Below are 19,199 nucleotides of genomic sequence, written 5' to 3'. Positions count from 1 at the left end.
TGTTATCTGACCGGAAGATCGATGTCTTTAAACATCTCTTCGATTTCTGCATTAGACTTCAACGAAATCGCCTGCTCAACCACTGGACGCGTTAAGTGCGGTGCAAAACGCTCCATAAAATCGAACATGTAAGAGCGTAAGAATGTACCACGGCGGAAGCCGATGCTCGTGGTGCTCGCGCCAAACAAATGGCTCGCATCTATTGCAACCAAGTCACCGTCCTGCTCTTCATCCACAGCCATGCTTGCAATCACACCCACACCAATACCCATACGAACGTAAGTTTTAATGACGTCTGCATCAGTTGCAGTGAACACCACTCGCGGGGTTAAACCTTCGCGGTTGAATGCTGTATCCAGCTCTGAACGGCCAGTAAAACCGAACACGTAAGTGACTAATGGGTAAGCGGCAAGATCACTGATCGTTACTTTGTCTTTCTTCGCTAGTGGGTGATCTTTAGGCACAACTATTGAACGATTCCAGTGATAACAAGGCAACATGATGGCATCTTGATATAAGTGAAGCGCTTCTGTCGCAATCGCAAAATTCGCTGTGCCTTTAGCTATCGCCTCAGACATTTGTGATGGTGTACCTTGGTGCATGTGTAACGACACTTTTGGATAACGAGAAGTAAAACCTTTGATGACATCTGGCAGTGCATAACGAGCCTGCGTATGTGTCGTGGTGATATTCAGCGTCCCCATTTCTGGATGGGTGTGCTCTCCAGCCACCGCTTTGATACTTTCTACACGAGCGAGAATTTCTTGAGAGATACGTACAATTTCTTCACCAGCTGGCGTCACTTGCGTTAAGTGCTTACCGCTACGTTCAAAAATCTGAATGCCTAACTCGTCTTCCAGCAACCGAACCTGTTTACTGATACCTGGCTGAGAGGTATATAAGCTTTCCGCCGTTGCAGATACATTCAGATTATGGTTTACAACCTCAACAATATACTTCAGCTGCTGCAGTTTCATCGTAATCCCTTACTTATTCATGAGAGAGTTTATTGGCCACTCAAGTGAGCGATATAATAATTAGTTATAACGCGTTCAAATCGAAATGAACAGCAATTTCTAACTTATACCTCAATCACATACTAATAATCTTCAAGCAAGAAACAATATGCACAAAGTTGAGCCAATAAATGACCGAAGTTCTATGATGTGACTTCTATCAGTAACTAAAACGTGGGAGAGACAAAATAATCAAACAAATAAGGTGCCGAGTAAGATAAGATTCATGTATTCTTTAACGCTAGCCGCAGAAAAGTAAAGCAGACGCAAAGATATGAATATTGGTTTAATAATCGCTTTGGTAGCCATCCTACTGGTGTTAATCCTAGGCTATAACATTATGTTGCAATATAAGGTTAAAGTTGAAACCGCAAAAAGGCAGGAATCAGCGCGATATGTAGCCTTGATAGATGGTACTGAAGAGTTGATTGGTCATGCGCACCATATCCCTTTTAGTAAAGAGCTGTTGTTGTGTCTAAACAATCGCATTCTTGACGCGCTAGAGAGCATGCATGAGCTGGACCCGAAGAACAAGCAACTTGCTCAACGTATCGAAAATATGAAGCAGCAGATTACGCAGCTAAAAGAGAATGGCCCTACTGGCGAGAGTACCACTTTCAAGATGCCGAGTAGTGATAAACAAGCTATCGTCATGCTTAAGCTGGTTAAACGACTTCGCGACACTATCCGTAACGAGCACAACAAAGGCCGATTAGATACCCAGGCCTACGTCACCGAAAATGCGCGCTTGGAAACGATGCAAATTCGCATCAACATTGAAAATGTCATCAAAAGAGCAAACGACTCTATCGCTCGTGGCCAGCCAGGCACCGCGCTTCAACTGCTGCGTAAAGGTATCGATGCTTTGAGCACTAAGAGCGATCCTTATTCTATTCAAGCGAAACAAAAGCTTGAAGAGATGTTAGGTGACTTAGATAAAAAGCGCCAAGATAAAAGCGATGCCGAAATGCAGCAGATTGCTGACAAAGAGCGTGACAATGACATGGAAGCTCTCTTCGGCGAGAAGAAAAAGTGGTAACATTCACTTCAGGTCAAAAAAGGCTGCAATTGCAGCCTTTTTTCTATCCGCAAGACAACGGATATGCCCAATAAAAATGTGAAGTACTAAAACTAAAATGATGAATCTAGACGCCTATCAAGATCTTCTTGCTCCCATTAACCAATTTCTGCGATGCAGTACACCTGATGAATGGGTAGAGGAAGCAAAGAAACCAGAAAACCTTCAAACCATTTTGTTAGACCACCTACTGTGCGAGCTAAAAGCTGGCCAATCTGCCATGTTTTTAATTCGTAAGTATGCCGTTGATCAATCCAGTTCACATGCTCTACTTGACTGGTTTAAGCCCTACGAAGATTTTGCTTACCGTAACGTAGGCTCATTGGAAACTTTAAAAGGCAAGAGCAATATTTCCAAGGCAATCATGGCTAAGTCCGATTCACCATATAGCCAAGATTTGATCGATAAGATGGTGCTTTTGATAAAAGAGGAGTTACACCACTTTTATCAAGTTTTAGAGATCATGGAAAGTCGTGGAATTGAGTACAAAAATATTCCAGCAAGTCGTTATGCTAAAGGACTGATTTCGCATATGAAGACTCATGAGCCGGAAACGCTGATCGATAAACTCATCATTGGTGCGTACATCGAAGCCCGATCTTGTGAGCGTTTTGCCAAACTAGCACCACATATGGATAACGATATCGCAAAGTTCTACATTTCTTTATTACGTTCAGAAGCACGCCATTACCAGGATTATCTTGTATTAGCGGAGCAAATCGCAGGCAAAGATATCAGCGAGCGCATCGCCTACTTTGGACGTATAGAGGCAGATTTAATTTCTACGCCAGATACAGATTTTAAGTTTCACAGTGGTATTCCAGCCTAGCGAGCATATTCTCCCAAGGTTGAGCATACTCTGAACTTATATAGACAGAGAATAAATAAGCCGGACATTTCGTCCGGCTTATTTATTGTAGCAATGAGGTTAGGAATAAAGCTGAAACACAACAACTAGAGCTGGAATGAACCCATTCGAGTTTTCAAGTTGTGCGCTAGGCTACTAATCTGCTGACAAGCCACAGCCGTTTGTGAAGCTCCCTCAGCCATCTCTGTTGAAGCACTATTAATATGCTCCACGCTGCGATTCAGCTCTTCGGATACAGAATTCTGCTCACTGCACGCCGTTGCGATTTGTGTGCTCATTTGCGCTATGTTATCGACAGAATGTTCAATTTCTTTTATCTGGCTATCAGCATCATTAACTTGCTCAACACACTGAGAAATACCCTCCTGACAATCACGGCTTGAATGCCCTATTTTACTGCTGCTCTCTTGTAGTTGATTAACAATTTCCACAATTTGTGAAGTGGAGTCTTGAGTGCGTTGCGCCAGAGAACGAACCTCATCTGCCACAACAGCAAACCCACGTCCTTGTTCACCAGCCCGAGCGGCTTCAATTGCGGCGTTCAGTGCTAACAAGTTTGTTTGCTCGGCAATCCCGCGGATCACATCTACGACCACATTGATATTGTTTGAGCTCGATTCAAGCTCACGTGCCAGTTCATCTGATTCTTGGATCGTATGTGATACACGCTCAATTACTGCGATAGTTTGTTGTAACGTCACCGTTCCTTGCTTTGCCACTTCCGCAGCCGAATAAGCAGAGGTTGCGCCAACTTCGGTATTTTGTGCCACTTCACTTACAGCAGCTTGCATTTCTGTCATCGCAGAAGCCACCGAGCTAAGTTCAATTTGTTGATTTTGCATACCAGAAGCGGTCTGAGAAGAAATAGCACTCACTTCCTCTACTGCTGCCGTTAGCTGAATCGTTGAGTCATTAATCTCAGAAACCAACGAATGTAAGTTTGTTTGCATACCGACAAGCTCTTTGAGCAGCGTTCCTAACTCGTCTTTGCTCAATTCGCTTTCGTCGATTTGATTATTCAATTGACCCTTGGCGATTTTGGAAGCGAATTCCAGTGCTCGATCAACAGGCCCGCAGATGACTCGAGAAAGCAACATGGCAGACATTACCATGACCAATGCGACGACAAGCGCACCAACAGCAGCGCTGTATTGTGTAAATGCCGCTTCACTTTGTACTTCTTCGCCAATCAAATTCACCAACTCATCGTTCAACGCGAGGGTATCATCCAAGCTGCTCAACGCTTTTGAGTAGGTATCGAAACTTGATAAAATTACATCATTTGCACTTTCAGCATCGCCTTGGCTTAGCAATACGTTGTAAGTCTTCGTTTCTTTGATGTATTGATTCCAAGTTTCTTTAAAAACGCTAAAGGACTGCGTTTCACGCTTATTAAGGTCGAGCTTTTCGTATTCTGCAATACCAGCCTGCACATCAGAACGCCATTGGTCGAGGCCTTTTAACCACTCACCAATTTTGGGGTGATTTGCGTTTGGCAATAAAGAGAACTCATCTTTACGCACTTTAGTAATATCAACTTGGATACCTTTCAAAATCGCAACAGAAGGTAAACTTTTATCTGTTAGCACTGAGATGTCTTTATTCAGTGTTAACAAACCTTGCACCAACATTACTGACACTAAACCAAACACGGCAAAAACGGTTAAATAACTAACCGATATTTTCTTTACGACACTTAAGTCTTTAATACGCATGCACTTTCTCCCCGCAGCCTTTCCAAACCTCTCACTTAAGTGAAAGCTTAACCTCTAAAACGCACTGTTTTTTGCGCTCGATATCATTGAACGCTCTTATATACATCGGCTTGAGAGATCAAATCTTGACCAGTAATTGATAGTTTTATCACATGCTATTTTAGAGATAGGCTCGCATGCTCCGTATTGTGTCTACATCTTTTCATGAGCGCTTCTCGGCGCAGATCCAAGATCTCATCGATGAGCTTTTCTTTCGCATTTATCCCAAAATGCTGGGCATAATTTTTTACTTTTGCTATCTCATTAGGTTGCAAGCGGTACACCTCTTTCTTTAAACGCGCTTCTGCTTCACTTCTAATCAAACCTTGCTCTTGTAACAATTTAATGATGGTTTCATCGGTTGGATTTACTGCTCTAGCCATGGTGCTCCATCTATCAATTTGAGTTCTAGCCATATAGCTAGATGAATGACGCCGCACAACTTATAGAGCAAAGATGACAGCTTGATTGCGGTGAATGCAATTCGTTGACTGTTGGTACTATTTTCCACCGCTTTAACGGCCACACACTCAATACCCCCATCCTAACCATTGAATAAAGATCACATTCTGATAACAATTTTCAGCGCTGGCTTAGATGTCATCCATATTTAACGTGCAAGTAACATTTATAAACAAGAATGATTGCTCTAGTTCAAATGATGGAAAAATAAGATGAAATTTTCGCAGTGGAGCCTTTTATTAAGTAGCTTGATAGCGTTACCCAGCATTGCAGATACCGACGTTTACCTAACGAATAACTCTGATCAACCGTTAACTATTCAAGTAAAACATGAAGGCAGTGATTTGCTTCAATACGGAGAAGAGTGGCAACAACATGTGCAGGTACTTGGTCCGTGGGAAACTAAATCTGTATTAAGCTTCAACCGCTGGGAGGGCGTGAAATCAAATCAAACTTACCGTTTTGAAACTGTGGTTTCTAGCCCCGAAGGTGAAAGCATAACACTCAATCAAATAATGGAAGGCCATTGGTACAATTCGACCATTGAATACGGCTTATCCGCAGCCGATGTCGAGTTATCTCTCAAAGATGATCGTAACATTCATCGTGCCAACACTAACGCTTTTGGTACGAGAGAAACCGAACTGGCATTTAAGTCAGACAGTACCGCTCGATATGATGATCTTTACTACACCATCACGCCAAGCAAGGTAGCGGAGTCTGTCGACAACGAAGAACAAAACCTTAAGTTGATGACTTATAACATCTGGGCGTTGACGGCTATTGCATCGCACATTGGAGATCGTTACGAACTGATTCCTCAACATGTAAAAGGTTACGATGTTTTGGCGCTGCAAGAGGTGTTTGCCAGCGGCCGTGAAGCATTCTTACGTGAGTTAGCCAAGGAATATCCTTACCAAACAAAGATGTTAGATAAAGAAGGCGTTAATATTCATGATGGTGGCGTAATCATAGTTAGTCGCTACCCTATCGTGAATGAAGCGCAATATGTCTTTCCCGATTGCTCTGGTACAGACTGCTTTGCCGATAAAGGCGTAAATTATGCGGAAATAATTAAAGGTGGTCAGGCTTACCATGTGTTTGCTACCCATACCGCATCTTTCGATACAGACACCGCCCGTGAGTATCGTCAGCGCCAGTTCAAACAAATCCGCGCACTCGCCCAATCTCTTGACATTCCTTCGAGCGAAACTGTGGTTTACAGCGGCGACTTTAACGTAAACAAAAGAAAGTTCCCTGGTGACTACCAACAAATGATCGCTAACTTAAGTGCCATAGAGCCTCACTACTCTGGTTACACGGAGTCAACCTTTGATCCCCGTATCAATAACTTCGCAGGTGAAGCGTTATCAGGTGGCGAAAACGTGGAATACCTTGACTATGTTATGGTGAGTAGTGAATACGGGGTGAAATCATTCAATGACAACCGTGTAGACGTACCGCGCACAACCGCAGAGAGTTTATGGAAACACTACAACCTTTCTGACCATTTCCCAGTAAGCGCAACAATCAAGCCATGAAGAAAATCGCTTTGATAATCATGTCCGCCATTATGGCGGGCATGATATTTTTAACTTTCAGTCACGATGTTCAAAAAGAAGAGCTCGCTTCCTCTCCTTCCCCTAAGACAAAAAATCAGAATGTCTCCAGTACATCACCACAAACAAGCAGCATCGTGCCCGATACAGATACTTCACCACAAACCGCTAAGCTCCCTTCCACAGTTCAAATAACGACTGAGCGATTAACTCAACTCAAAGGCAGGAAACTTGTCGCCGAACTTGAGACGTTTTGGCAAGAGTGTATGTTGAACCGTAGTTGTGAAGAGCAGGTCGCCTTGTTTGAGGCGCATTTATCTTCAGCTCGATTCCAGCTTTTGGCGAACTACCCTCAGCTCAGCAGCCAATGGCAAGAGAGTGTAGGAAATTTGTTATTTGATGAGCAACAATCACTGGCGTCGCGTATTGCACAGCTGAAGAACGAAGCAAGGAGCATCTGGGGAGAATTGGCTGATGTTGTTTTCGCGGATGAGTTCGCGCTGTACGATTTCAATTTAGAAGCCCAAAAGCTGGACACTCAAAGCCCAGATAACTTTTTGCGAGCTTTCGAGCAACTCACCATTGACTGGCAAGAACATGCAGATGCTATCGGGCTAACAAGCAACCAGGAAAAATATGAGCGTGCGGTCACCCTGATTCCTAATAGTATGAGCCTACCAGATCGCTTGGCGATCATCGCAGAGCTAGAACGAACTTACTTAACGAAAGAAGAAAGTAAAAACATTCATGCTCGTCAGCAGCAAATTACAGAGCAAAAAAAACAAGTCAAAGATTACCAACAAGCATTACAACAACTTGAGTCCAAGCTAAGAACGCAAAGAGCCTCTAGCCATTCACATTTGTCAGAACCGGAATGGCAAAGCTATTACCAACAAGAAGTCGCGGATTTTCGTCGTGAATTTTTTTCTTCTTAACAATGCGCTTTGACTGACTGGGAACTTAAAAAGGCACGTTGCTAACCAGTCGTCGTGCCTTATGTTCAACTCTCTACTTTTAATTCAGAACAAATTTAAACCAAATACATCTTTCACATCAAATAGCACTTTTTCGGTTTTCTCGCGAGAACGCTCACTACCTTGTTTTAAAATATCAATCAGCTGCGCTTTATCATTCAAATACATAGCGCGCTTTTCTCGAATAGGGCGAAGCATCTCTTGTAAGCATTCTTCTAACACTTTCTTGGTCAAACCATCACCTAACCCACCTCGTCGATAATGGTCTTTTAGCTGTTCGACATAATTTTTATCAGGATGAAAAGCATCGAGGTAGATGAATACAATATTCCCTTCGACTTGGCCAGGGTCCTCAATTTTCAGATGATTGGGATCGGTATACATAGATTTCACTGCCGCGGAAATCTCCTTTTCGGAGGCGCCTAAGTTGATTGCGTTCCCCATGCTTTTAGACATCTTATTTTTACCGTCAGTACTCGGCAAACGAGGTGCATCGCTAAGTAATGGACGGCATTCTCTAAGAACCTCTTTTCCAACCAGATGGTTTATTTTTCTCACGATTTCATTAGTTTGCTCTAACATCGGCAGTTGGTCATTACCCACTGGTACTAGCGTCGCATGAAACCCCGTAATATCAGCAGCTTGAGAAATTGGATACGTTAAAAAGCCTGCGGGAATAGAGCGTTCAAAACCTTTACTCTGAATCTCATTTTTAACCGTAGGGTTTCTCTCTAATCGTGCGATAGAAACAAGATTACTGTAATACATTGTCAACTCGGCTAACGCTGGAATTTGAGACTGCAACGTGATCGTAGTTTGAGCGGGGTTGATACCAACAGCCAAATAATCTGCAACGACATTGAGAATATTAGAGAATACCTTTGATGGGTTATGCGCGTTATCCGTCAGCCCTTGCATGTCCGCAACCAAGATCGTTTGCTCGTGCTCCGTTTGCAATTTGACTCGTTGTTGCAATGAACCAATATAGTGCCCGAGGTGTAATGGACCTGTTGCTCGATCTCCGGTAAGTATAATTTCACGCTGAGATGTATTTTTATGGCTATTCATATTTGTCTCCAAGTATTTAATAGATCGCTACTGGAGATAAAAAGATCAAACACTCTTAGCTACCATCCAGCAGCTTAAGAATGTAAGTATTCCGCGCCGCTCTATTTAGAGCGCCACCAAGAGAAGGTTGTTAATGAAGGGCGAACGTGTATTTTCATGTTTTTTAAACTAACAGCACACACCGCAGAACTCAATCTGTTTTGTACTGAATTAGTGTGAGTGTTCCAACAGCCAATTAAGAGGATTACATTGGTAAAGACATCGCAATGACCAAAACCGCACCAAATACCGAACCAGAGACAAACGCACACAGTACAGTTTTGTTGTGTTTCCTTTTCATTGATGAACTCCTATCCATAACTACGATGACCAGCCCTCACATCTAATACGCATGTGGATGCATCACGACAACGAGTTAACCAACATATCGCACGTAGGACCAGTACCGCTTTGTTAAATTGGGACCTCGTCCATAACTTGGAGTGTAAATGACTCCGGAACCTACAACAGAAGAAAATTTCATCACGTTACTGTCCTACCCTCCGGGTTTGTGGCTTAATAGGCAACAGGAACACTTTTTTCTTTTGCTGCGGATACTTACATGGAAGCTGTTTTACATCAGTTGCAATTCTCTTTGTCGATAACCGGACCTATCTGTTTGATGTTGGTACTTGGCGTTCTTTTTAAGCGCTTTGGTCTAATCAACGATAATTTTATCGAAGTAGGCTCTAAACTGGTGTTTCAAGTTACCTTGCCTGCAATGTTATTTGTCAGCATTGTGGCTTCAGAACACGACTTTTCCGCGGCAAGTGGATTCGTCAATTTCGGCGTCATCGCTAGTATTTCGTTTTTCATTTTCACCTACCTTTCCGTCAAACTTCTGTTCAAAGCATCGCCTGACCAAGGCGTTCTCATCCAAGGTGGGTTCCGAGCAAATACAGGTATTATTGGTATCGCTTACGTTGCCAATGCGTATGGTTCTCAAGGTGTGGCGCTAGCAGCGCTCTATGTCGCGGTCACCACATTTATTTATAACGTCCAAGCGGTAATTTGCTTATCGCCCAAGGGGGCAACGTCTGCCTCGCAAGCAGCAAAGATGATGGGCCGAACACTGACTAGGAATCCGCTCATAATCTCCATTGTTCTAGGAATGGCTTTTTATTTACTCGCTATTCCAGTACCGAATGTGGTTATTGACGCAGGAGACTACTTGTCCAAAATGACATTGCCTTTGGCGCTGTTGTGTACGGGTGGCTCACTTGACTTTAGCTTGATGAGAAAAGAGAAAGGTCCATCTTGGTTTGCGAGCAGTTACAAGCTCATCGTAGCGCCAGTCATCATCACCATGGGAGCTTACTTAGTAGGGTTTCGAGGAATTGAGCTAGGTATTCTTTTCTTTATGAACGCCTCTCCAGTCGCTGCTGCCAGCTATGTCATGGCGCGTTCCATGGGAGGCAATGCCACGTTAGCTGCAAATATCATCGCACTCACTACGGTGCTTTCTACCGTGACCTGTACGTTGGGCATCCTATTTCTTAAGTTCTACAGCTTAATATAATTGGTCCGCGATAAAATAAAAACGCTAAACGGCATTGATGTCAGTTACTGGTCGTGATTCGCAAAAGTGAGCTTTCTTACCAGACGAAAAAATTCACTCGCTTCAGATTCCGACAAACAAGAAAAAAACTCTTTCTGTAAATTCGTCATGATTTGATGAACTTGCTTTAAAGCATTTGCTCCCTCTTTTGTCATGCTTAGCATTTTAAGGCGCTGATTCGATTTACTTTTAGAAACTTGAACAAACCCTCTCTTTTCCAGATTGTCCACCATCCGCTTTGCTACACTTCGCTCAGTTCGAACCGCATCAGCTAACGCTTGCTGGCTCATAGGCTGAAATTCTTCTAAAGCGGCCAGTGCACTTGCCATTTCTAGTGTCATCAAATTTTGCCGAGAGAGCTCAGCTTGGGCACGATTGCGGTACATGCGCTGCATCACACCACAAACAAACATAGGACTTTGATCCAAAACGGAAATTGGGGAAATTTTCTGATCTTTCATCGTCGTTTTTCTTCTTTAGGCTTTCATTCGGCCGAAAAGGCTGTGCTGATACTGCACACAACACGCCGTCTTTCAGGCTCGCGTCATAGACGGTAACCACCAAGTGAAAACATAAAATAAAGAGCGCCGAAGCGCCCTTTAATCGTGTTTATTATCACTAGTATAACTCAGTTAAAACAACCAAGTCCTACTCGCTTTGCTGAGTGGGTTTAGTGCTGGTCTCAGACAACTCTGCCTCCGACTCTTTTCTCGCACGTCGATCAAACAATCGCTCAACCACTACAAAGAAGATTGGGACGAAGAATATACCCAATATCGTGGCACTGATCATGCCACCAAGTACGCCGGTACCTACTGCGTTTTGACCTGCCGATCCCACACCTGAACTGATAGCAAGTGGTACCACACCCAAACCAAAAGCAAGCGATGTCATGATAATTGGGCGCAGACGAACGCGAACAGCATGTAAGGTTGCTTCGATAAGCCCAGCGCCTTTCTCATAGTAGTCCTTTGCAAACTCAACAATCAGAATGGCGTTTTTGGTTGCCAAGCCGACCGTAGTTAATAAGCTCACCTGGAAGAACACATCGTTATCCATACTGCGCGTCATTACCGCAAGCACAGCACCAAGCACACCAAGAGGCACAACTAACACCACGGCGAAAGGTACTGACCAACTTTCATACAAAGCGGCAAGAACTAAGAATACGACGAGGATAGATAGCGCATATAGCATCGGCGCTTGGTTTCCGGAAAGGCGCTCTTCATACGAAATACCATTCCAGTTCACCGTGAAACCTTCTGGTAGCTTTTCTACCATTGCTTCAATTTCTTCCATGGCTTCACCAGTACTTACACCAGGAGCTGCACCGCCTTGAATATTCATTGCTGGCAAACCATCAAAGCGCTGCAAAAGAGGAGAACCATATGTCCACTCGCCACTCGCAAAAGCAGAGAAAGGCACCATCTCTCCCTTAGCGTTGCGTACGTACCATGAATCGAAGTCTTTTGGCTGCATGCGGTATTCCGCATCACTTTGCACCATCACTTTCTTCACACGACCGCGATCAATATAATCGTTAATGTAAGCCCCGCCCCATGCAGCTGACAGGATTTGGTTTACGTCATTGATACTGACATCCAAAGCACGAAGTTTGACGTGGTCAATGTTCACTTTGTACATTGGCGCATCTGCCTGACCGTTTGGACGAACACCGACAAGTTTCGGGTTTTGTGCTGCCATGCCCAGAAGTTGCCCTTGAGCCGCAACTAATGCATCGTGCCCTTTATTCAACGAGTCTTGGAGATAGAAATCGAAACCTGTCGAGTTACCTAGCTCTTGAATCGCTGGAGGGGCGAACGCAAACACCAAAGCTTCTTTAATGGTAGAGAAGTACCCCATCGCTCGGCCCGTAATGGAAGCCGCATCAGCGCCAGGCGCTTCACGCTCAGACCAATCTTTCAAACCGATAAATGCCATCCCCATGTTTTGGCCTTGGCCTGCAAAACTAAAGCCCGCAACGGAGAAGACGGATTTCACGTTGTCTTTCTCATCCACAAGGTAAAAGTCGCGCATTTTCTCAAGTGTTTTTTCCGTCTGCTCTTGCGTTGAGTTAGGCGGCAAAATGGCCATTGAGAATACCGTGCCTTGGTCTTCATCCGGCAAGAATGACGTTGGAAGGTTCATAAATAACCAGCCAGCACCTGCACTCATTGCCAAAAATACAACCAACATGCGACCTGTGCGTTTTAGAAGTTTGGCAACGCCGGTTTCATAGCCTGCTGTCATCGCATCAAACTTGCGGTTAAACCAGCCAAAGAAGCCTTTCTTCTCTAGAAGCTCAGCATCGCCTTTTTTCAGCAACGTAGCACACAATGCTGGAGTCAGAATTATCGCAACCAAAACGGAAAGCGTCATAGCCGCCACAATAGTTATTGAAAACTGACGGTAAATAACCCCGGTAGAACCAGACATAAACGCCATAGGGACGAATACCGCTGAAAGCGTCAAACCGACACCAATCAGGGCACCAGTAATCTGCCCCATCGATTTTTTGGTCGCTTCTTTGGGCTCTAAACCATCTTCATGCATCACACGCTCGACGTTTTCCACCACAACGATGGCATCATCCACCAGCAAACCGATAGCCAGAACCATCGCGAACATGGTTAACGTGTTTACGCTAAATCCAGTCGCGTACAAAATAGCGAAGGTTCCGAGCAATACGACAGGCACTGCGATCGTTGGAATGATCGTCGCACGGAAGTTCTGCAAGAACAGGTACATGATTAAGAACACAAGAAGAATGGCTTCTAATAGCGTTTTAACCACTTCTTGAATCGAGGCTTTGACGAATGGCGTTGTTTCAAATGGGTAAGCAATCTGCAACCCTTCTGGGAACGTTGCACTCAGTTGTTCTAAGCGCTCTTTTACCGCATTGGCTGTCTCAAGCGCGTTTGCGCCAGTACCTAATGAAATACCTAAACCCGATGCTGGGAAGCCATTATATTGGCCTCGAATATCGTAACTTTCTGCACCACGTTCAACACGAGCAACATCTTTCAAATAAACATTAGAACCACTGGCGTCAGACTTAAGAATGATGTCTTGGAACTCTTCCACACTGCTCAAACGACTTGCAGACGAAATCGTTGCATTCAACAACTGGCCTTCCTGCGCAGGTGCTGCACCAAGTTGACCTGAAGAAACTTGCGCGTTCTGTTCACTGATCGCGTTCGCTACATCGATTGCGGTCAAGTTGAACTGCGTAAGCTTAAATGGATCCAGCCAAACTCGCATCGCATACTGCGCACCAAACGCCTGCACTTGTCCTACGCCAGTTACACGACTTATCGGGTCTTGAATATTCGTTACAACAAAGTCGCCGATATCGTTTTCTGTAAAGTCTGGATCTTCAGAATAAACTGCGACAACCATGAGAAATGCCGTATTGGATTTATTGACGACAATACCTTGGTTTTGTACCTCCATCGGCAATGAAGTCAATGCCAATTGCAGTTTGTTCTGCACCTGTACTTGCGCGATATCAGGATCAGCTTCGCTATCAAACGTCAGGGTAATTGTCGCATTACCAAATGCATCACTGCTCGATGATAGGTAGCGAAGGTAATCTAATCCTGTCATGTTTTGCTCGATAACCTGCGTTACCGAGTCTTCAACGGTTTTTGCTGATGCACCTGGATAGCGAGCACTGATGGTGATCGTCGTCGGTGAAATCGTTGGGTATTGCGAGACGGGTAAATTGAATAATGACATTACCCCCGCCAACATCGTTAGAATCGCGAGAACCCAAGCAAATACCGGACGATCGATAAAAAATCGTGCCATGATTACTCCTGTTCACCGTTTTGGATAGTTACCGAACTGCCTGGCCCTACCTTTTGTAAACCGGCGGTAATGACTTTATCACCCGCGTTCAAACCATCAATAATGCGCCATTGGCTATTGATCGCTTCGGCAGTCTTCACTGGTTTCGCTTCCACTTTGTTCTCGCCATTAACCGTCATCACTGTCGCTTTACCTGTCGCATCACGAGATACCGTATTTTGTGGTATTAGAATCGCATCAGGGTCGACACCAGTAATGACCGTCGCACGAACAAACATTCCAGGTAGCAACAAACCGTCAGGGTTTGGGAATTCGGCACGAAGCGTCACGCTGCCCGTACTTTCGTTCACATTGACCTCAGTAAATTTCATTGTGCCTTTGTGTTCGTAAGTGCTGCCATCTTCAAGCATCAATGTAACTTGCGCAGAGTCATCTTCTTGCATATGGCCTTGGGAGAGTGATGCTTTCAAACGCAGCAGTTGCGCGGATGATTGCACAATATCAACATTGATAGGGTCAAGCTGCTGAATGGTCGCTAATTTGGCAGCTTGGTTAGCCGTAACCAACGCACCCGCTGTCACACTCGATTTACCGATCACCCCGCTAATCGGAGCTTTGACTTGCGTATAATCTAAGTTGATTTTTGCTGTGTTGATCTTGGCTTTTGCGACTAGGACCTGCGCTTTCGCTTCTTTGTATGCCGCTTCTGCTTCATCCAAGTCTTGTTGGCTGATGGATTTTTTGGTGATCAAGGTTCTGTAACGCTTCACCGTGGCATAGGTCGACTCTGCCGCAGCTTGCGCACGGATTAATTCCGCTTCAGCGCTCAGCAAATCCGCCTGAAATGATGAATCATCAATTTGATATAGCGACTGTCCTTGTTCAACAAGGCCACCTTCAACAAAATTTCGCTCCGAAATAATGCCAGTGACTTGCGGACGAACTTCTGCTTCTTTGAATGCTCTGCTACGACCCGGCAACTCTACTGTCAATGCTTGGCGCGTTGGCTGCACTGTTAACACTTCTACTTCGGTTACGGGCGCAGGCCCCCCACCTTGGCTCGATCCTTCTTCGCTAGGTTGACATCCAACCACAAAAAGGCTCGACGCAATCAGCAGAGATAGCGTGGTTTTACGTCTCATGAATTTTTCTCTCTTATCTACCGACAAGCCTTCAAGATTCCTTATTAAAAGCTTCTAGAATGACTTAATAATGACTAATGGATGTATATCCAGAACAAATTAATTAGGATGATAAATACCCAGTGTTGTACATACAACAAAATTTACAGTTCTATACGCTTACGAAAAACGTTTATGGTAAAGGTGTTATGAAGTTCTCAAATTTGAAGATTTTGGGTTGGAAATCACATTTTCCTGTGTGCAATTGCAATGGTTAAAAAGCAGCAAAAGTGATGATAAAAGCATCATCACGCTGTACAGAGTTTGTTACCGCTGTCTAGGGTTATTTGCCCACTCTGGTATACGAACTAAAGTGAGAAAGGAATGTAAATATAGTCGAAATTTCACAAGTCAGGTTCGCCACTTATCTAAAAAATAACCCGCTAAGAAGCGGGTTATTTCGTCAGTGAGATTGCTGTTCTCAAGCTTATACTTTGAACTGACTGACCTGATGATCTAAACGTTGAGTTTGCTCTGACAACATGGCTAAAGAAGCTTGCGCTTGGTTTACGATTTCCACAATTGAAGTGCTACTGTCTGCAATGCCTTGTACGTTGCTATTTACTTCGTCACTTACTGTACTTTGCTGGCTCGCAGCCGTTGCAATGTGTGTATTCATCTCGTTCATACGTGAAATCGCGTTCAAGATTTCAGAAAGGGATTCACTCGCTCGGCCAGCGGACTTGATCGTTTCATCACTGCTATTTTGGCTACCGCGCATCACTTCTACAGCTTGTCCTGCACCAGATTGTAGCTTTTCAATCATGGTTTGGATTTCTCCCGTACTCTGTTGCGTACGACTGGCTAAAGAACGAACCTCGTCCGCTACGACAGCAAAGCCTCGCCCTTGCTCTCCAGCGCGAGCCGCTTCAATGGCTGCGTTAAGCGCTAATAAGTTTGTTTGCTCGGCAATACCACGAATTACATCCAGTACGGACGCAATGTTACTCACATCATGATCCAATGTGTTAATGACGTGGCTTGCGCTTTCGATTTCACTTGCGAGGCTACGAATTGAGCTAACCGTTTGATCCAAAATAACATTGGTATTGGTAAGTTCATCATTCGCTGTTTGGCTCGCAACCGCAGCTTCGTTAGCGCTATCGCTTACATTTCTGCTGGTGACTTGCATTTCATGCACTGCCGCCGCTACCGCCTCGCTATCTTTTTGCTGAGAAACGGTCGAATTCGCGATGGTCGTGGTCAACGAGCTAAGATTTGCCATTTCGTTACGTAAGGTATTTGAGCTTTCAATTACCTGAGCGACTGTCATTTGAATTTTGGACACAAACTGGTTAAATGCGTCTGCTAAATTGCCAATTTCGTCTTGTGTTTTTACATCGATTCGCTGACTTAGATCACCTTCACCGGACGCAATTTCTGTCATCGCATTTTTAATATTATTGATAGGCTTCACAACCGTTTGCAACAACAAAAACGCCATCGCAATAGCGGCCAGAATAACAATCACAATGCCCGCTTCAAGAATGAGTTCTGCTCTTGTTGCAGCCGCTGATATTTCGTCCTTCAATTGGCTTTGCTTTTCTTCTATTGCATCTTTTACAACGTTAAGCTGCGCTCTAACCTCGATAAATTGGTCTTCAAAGGTATGTTTGTGCTCATTGTAGTAACCACGCCATTGAGATTGAGGTAAACGTAGCATCGCCTCATAACTTGCTAACCATTTTTCACCCAAAGAGACAAGCGTTCGAACTTCATTACCATGTGTAGAAGGCGTCACACCGGCTTGCGATAGCTCAATCATTTGTTCCATACGCGGCAGCGCTTTGTATGCGTTGTCTTTGTATTCACCGATGTGGTGATCAATATCGGTTTGAGTATCAGAAAGAGCAACACCTTGGATTGCAGATGTAGCTTGGTAAAGATCGCGGTAAGCATCCTCAATCGTTAATAAGTTCGGCACGATCCGTTCGTTGAGTGTCTCACTCAATTCAGATTGCTTCCAACTTGTCATAACGTTTAATACAGAGCTCACAATAAACAATCCAATAATCAATGACAGCGGAATCACTATCTTCTGCTTGATCGTTAAGTTCTGGAACATGAATAGACTCTCTTTATTTATGGTATACAAACTGCCGGAAATTATATCAAACAAATAGAGTATACTATTAGGTAAAAGAGGCTATTCAACATGAAATCTAATGACTTTTTGACAAGGGTTCTAATTTCAACAATTAGTTGATTTTATACAAAATTTAACAAAGAGATCTTTTCAAAAGATGCAAATTAAAATGCTCTTTCAAAACGAAAAATATGTAACAGAAAGTGAATTAAAAGGGACCACATTTTGAAGAATAGATCGACTCAATGATTTACTGAGAACACATACAAAACACAGTTCTTGGATTGAGCACCACCGCGGAATATGCAAAGGTCCGAACATTTCTTCTAAAGCTCAAAAAAAACATTGTTTATCTGACGTATTTAAGGGTACTCCTTGATGATGTTAGTCGTGATGTTGGCAGACAGGATGCTTACAAGTTTTCGAAGTTAACCAGTAGCACAGTGAACGATTCAGATTTTCTTGAGCGCCAAGGCAATAAAAAAGTTTGCTATTTTCCTCTCAATAGACGCATTAAAGAAAATAATGCAACCTAGTCACAAAGTCTTGCTACATCTTCAGAAAAGAATGATGTTGCTAAACAAATCTGGTGCAGCATACACATTGAAGCTAAACTCGTTTAAGGAACTTTTTCATATCAATATGAGAAAACATAGATTTCTCAAAGTTACACCGACCATTCAACGATTAAACTAATGTTAGCGTACCGGTACGTCCAAAAACTCCATGCATGAACCATTTGAAAGAGCCAAAATGTTCCAACCCAACTTCGCCTCAGTGGAGTGGCGAGTCGTTTCGCTCGCTCTCCTACTCTCTCTTCCTAACACAGCTCAAGCGGATCCACTAGATAAGGAAATTAGCAACCTTCTCCAACAACGTTTTTCTATCGCGGTTTTGCTGTCCGATACTGACGCAATTGCGTTTGGTATTGGCGACTTTGATCCGAATGCATTATTTGATACCGCCAACCCAGAGTTCGGGACTGACGAGTCAATCAATGAACGTCGAAGCAAATCCGTATATGTTCTCCCTTACACGACTAACTTTGACATAGAGGGCAGCGAGGACTTACATGAGCTGTCGTTTAAGGCATTTACGATACAAACAGAGAATGATCTCAAACTATTCGGCACAAGTAAGGATCTTCTCAAGGAAAGGACATACGGTGCGTCGATTGGTTATGGGTACCTATACAAAGCAAGTGAAAACGTCACCCTTAGCACCAGAACGACGACTCACCTTATGCGTTATAAAAACTCATTCTCTACCGATAATAAACTTTCATCCATCATTGGAAGAATCCTAGACGGCCGTGCCGTTAACGTTTCAGCATGGGCGGCAATAGTTCAACCATCCATTAAAGCCAAATACACGTCTCCCACAAGTTGGGGGAAATGGCATGCCAGTTCGACATTGAATTCATTCATTGGGCACAGCTGGGGAAGCGCAAATAACGGCAATATAGGCAACCCTAAAGGTTGGTACCTATCTAATGAAATCACCGGTTACTACAATATTTATCACGGTGAGCAAGCTTTATTTACTGGGATTAAAAGAGTCGACCTTTCGCATGATTTAAGCGACGAACTTGGAAGTCCGCATTACTACGAAGCTTCTATAGGATGGCTATTTTATGCACCAAAGCCCTTTGATTGGTTGGACAATTTCGGCATAGGCGTTAACTTCAACTACGGCTCGACTCTCAGAGGTGGCAGCATTCAACTTTACTACAACAAACAATAAAGC

14 protein-coding genes are annotated in these 19,199 nt (G+C 43.8%); 6 read left to right on the top strand and 8 right to left on the bottom strand.

What is annotated here, in order from left to right:
* Positions 1-2: 2 nt before the first annotated feature.
* Positions 3-977: an HTH-type transcriptional regulator CysB gene (gene cysB / locus R7Z50_RS04375; RefSeq protein ID WP_053307457.1), complete on the bottom strand. Its 975-nt coding sequence runs from the start codon at positions 975-977 to the stop codon at positions 3-5.
* Between the two features lie 313 nt (positions 978-1,290).
* Between cysB and R7Z50_RS04370 the strand changes: the two genes are divergently transcribed.
* Both R7Z50_RS04370 and miaE read left to right on the top strand, forming a co-directional pair.
* Complete coding sequence (locus R7Z50_RS04370) at positions 1,291-2,055, top strand: DNA repair protein (RefSeq protein ID WP_318148907.1); 765 nt, start codon at positions 1,291-1,293, stop codon at positions 2,053-2,055.
* Between the two features lie 97 nt (positions 2,056-2,152).
* Complete coding sequence (gene miaE / locus R7Z50_RS04365) at positions 2,153-2,923, top strand: tRNA isopentenyl-2-thiomethyl-A-37 hydroxylase MiaE (RefSeq protein WP_053307458.1); 771 nt, start codon at positions 2,153-2,155, stop codon at positions 2,921-2,923.
* A 125-nt stretch (positions 2,924-3,048) separates the two neighbouring features.
* Here the strand turns inward: miaE and R7Z50_RS04360 are convergent, their stop codons facing one another.
* Together R7Z50_RS04360 and R7Z50_RS04355 are read right to left on the bottom strand one after the other, a co-directional pair.
* Positions 3,049-4,677, bottom strand: a complete 1,629-nt coding sequence (locus R7Z50_RS04360; protein WP_017634953.1) for a methyl-accepting chemotaxis protein — start codon at positions 4,675-4,677, stop codon at positions 3,049-3,051.
* 155 nt (positions 4,678-4,832) lie between these two features.
* Positions 4,833-5,099 carry a hypothetical protein gene (locus R7Z50_RS04355; RefSeq protein ID WP_017634954.1) on the bottom strand — a complete coding sequence of 89 codons (267 nt, stop codon included), beginning with the start codon at positions 5,097-5,099 and terminating at the stop codon, positions 4,833-4,835.
* Between the two features lie 291 nt (positions 5,100-5,390).
* Here R7Z50_RS04355 and R7Z50_RS04350 point away from each other — a divergent pair, with 291 nt between their 5' ends.
* Complete coding sequence (locus tag R7Z50_RS04350) at positions 5,391-6,719, top strand: sphingomyelin phosphodiesterase (protein ID WP_262629185.1); 1,329 nt, start codon at positions 5,391-5,393, stop codon at positions 6,717-6,719.
* On the top strand, positions 6,716-7,672 hold the full coding sequence (locus R7Z50_RS04345) for an ATP-dependent dsDNA exonuclease (protein WP_206969721.1): 957 nt from the start codon (positions 6,716-6,718) through the stop codon (positions 7,670-7,672). Before R7Z50_RS04350 ends, R7Z50_RS04345 begins: the two co-directional genes overlap by 4 nt.
* A gap of 84 nt (positions 7,673-7,756) precedes the next feature.
* On the opposite strand, the gene trpS is transcribed toward R7Z50_RS04345, so the two are convergent.
* The gene (trpS, locus tag R7Z50_RS04340; protein WP_318148906.1) at positions 7,757-8,779 is read right to left on the bottom strand and encodes a tryptophan--tRNA ligase; all 1,023 of its coding nucleotides are present in this window, start codon (positions 8,777-8,779) and stop codon (positions 7,757-7,759) included.
* A 601-nt stretch (positions 8,780-9,380) separates the two neighbouring features.
* Between trpS and R7Z50_RS04335 the strand changes: the two genes are divergently transcribed.
* Positions 9,381-10,337, top strand: coding sequence for an AEC family transporter (locus tag R7Z50_RS04335; RefSeq protein ID WP_025766898.1), 957 nt, complete (start codon positions 9,381-9,383; stop codon positions 10,335-10,337).
* Positions 10,338-10,381: 44 nt separating this feature from the next.
* Here the strand turns inward: R7Z50_RS04335 and R7Z50_RS04330 are convergent, their stop codons facing one another.
* From R7Z50_RS04330 to R7Z50_RS04315, 4 genes are all read right to left on the bottom strand, one after another.
* Positions 10,382-10,837 (bottom strand): MarR family winged helix-turn-helix transcriptional regulator, encoded by a 456-nt coding sequence (locus tag R7Z50_RS04330; protein WP_017635039.1) that lies wholly within the window; start codon positions 10,835-10,837, stop codon positions 10,382-10,384.
* Positions 10,838-11,024: 187 nt separating this feature from the next.
* Positions 11,025-14,186, bottom strand: a complete 3,162-nt coding sequence (locus R7Z50_RS04325) for an efflux RND transporter permease subunit (protein ID WP_005378264.1) — start codon at positions 14,184-14,186, stop codon at positions 11,025-11,027.
* 2 nt (positions 14,187-14,188) lie between these two features.
* Entirely contained in the window at positions 14,189-15,328 is a 1,140-nt protein-coding gene (locus R7Z50_RS04320; protein WP_017635040.1) for an efflux RND transporter periplasmic adaptor subunit, read from the bottom strand.
* A gap of 466 nt (positions 15,329-15,794) precedes the next feature.
* Positions 15,795-17,432: a methyl-accepting chemotaxis protein gene (locus R7Z50_RS04315; RefSeq protein ID WP_149191921.1), complete on the bottom strand. Its 1,638-nt coding sequence runs from the start codon at positions 17,430-17,432 to the stop codon at positions 15,795-15,797.
* 774 nt (positions 17,433-18,206) lie between these two features.
* Here R7Z50_RS04315 and R7Z50_RS04310 point away from each other — a divergent pair.
* Complete coding sequence (locus R7Z50_RS04310) at positions 18,207-19,196, top strand: Solitary outer membrane autotransporter beta-barrel domain (RefSeq protein WP_025766900.1); 990 nt, start codon at positions 18,207-18,209, stop codon at positions 19,194-19,196.
* The last annotated feature ends 3 nt before the right edge of the window (positions 19,197-19,199 follow it).

It is taken from the genome of Vibrio sp. 1249-1 (assembly GCF_033340495.1).
The sequence above is the reverse complement of the archived record's forward strand: the minus strand, read 5'-3'. Positions and strand labels throughout refer to the sequence as shown.

Coding starts and splice junctions, on each gene's coding strand:
- cysB (WP_053307457.1), bottom strand. CDS start 977: ATGAAACTGCAGCAGCTGAAGTATATTGTTGAGGTTGTAAACCATAAT.
- R7Z50_RS04370 (WP_318148907.1), top strand. CDS start 1,291: ATGAATATTGGTTTAATAATCGCTTTGGTAGCCATCCTACTGGTGTTA.
- miaE (WP_053307458.1), top strand. CDS start 2,153: ATGATGAATCTAGACGCCTATCAAGATCTTCTTGCTCCCATTAACCAA.
- R7Z50_RS04360 (WP_017634953.1), bottom strand. CDS start 4,677: ATGCGTATTAAAGACTTAAGTGTCGTAAAGAAAATATCGGTTAGTTAT.
- R7Z50_RS04355 (WP_017634954.1), bottom strand. CDS start 5,099: ATGGCTAGAGCAGTAAATCCAACCGATGAAACCATCATTAAATTGTTA.
- R7Z50_RS04350 (WP_262629185.1), top strand. CDS start 5,391: ATGAAATTTTCGCAGTGGAGCCTTTTATTAAGTAGCTTGATAGCGTTA.
- R7Z50_RS04345 (WP_206969721.1), top strand. CDS start 6,716: ATGAAGAAAATCGCTTTGATAATCATGTCCGCCATTATGGCGGGCATG.
- trpS (WP_318148906.1), bottom strand. CDS start 8,779: ATGAATAGCCATAAAAATACATCTCAGCGTGAAATTATACTTACCGGA.
- R7Z50_RS04335 (WP_025766898.1), top strand. CDS start 9,381: ATGGAAGCTGTTTTACATCAGTTGCAATTCTCTTTGTCGATAACCGGA.
- R7Z50_RS04330 (WP_017635039.1), bottom strand. CDS start 10,837: ATGAAAGATCAGAAAATTTCCCCAATTTCCGTTTTGGATCAAAGTCCT.
- R7Z50_RS04325 (WP_005378264.1), bottom strand. CDS start 14,186: ATGGCACGATTTTTTATCGATCGTCCGGTATTTGCTTGGGTTCTCGCG.
- R7Z50_RS04320 (WP_017635040.1), bottom strand. CDS start 15,328: ATGAGACGTAAAACCACGCTATCTCTGCTGATTGCGTCGAGCCTTTTT.
- R7Z50_RS04315 (WP_149191921.1), bottom strand. CDS start 17,432: ATGTTCCAGAACTTAACGATCAAGCAGAAGATAGTGATTCCGCTGTCA.
- R7Z50_RS04310 (WP_025766900.1), top strand. CDS start 18,207: ATGTTCCAACCCAACTTCGCCTCAGTGGAGTGGCGAGTCGTTTCGCTC.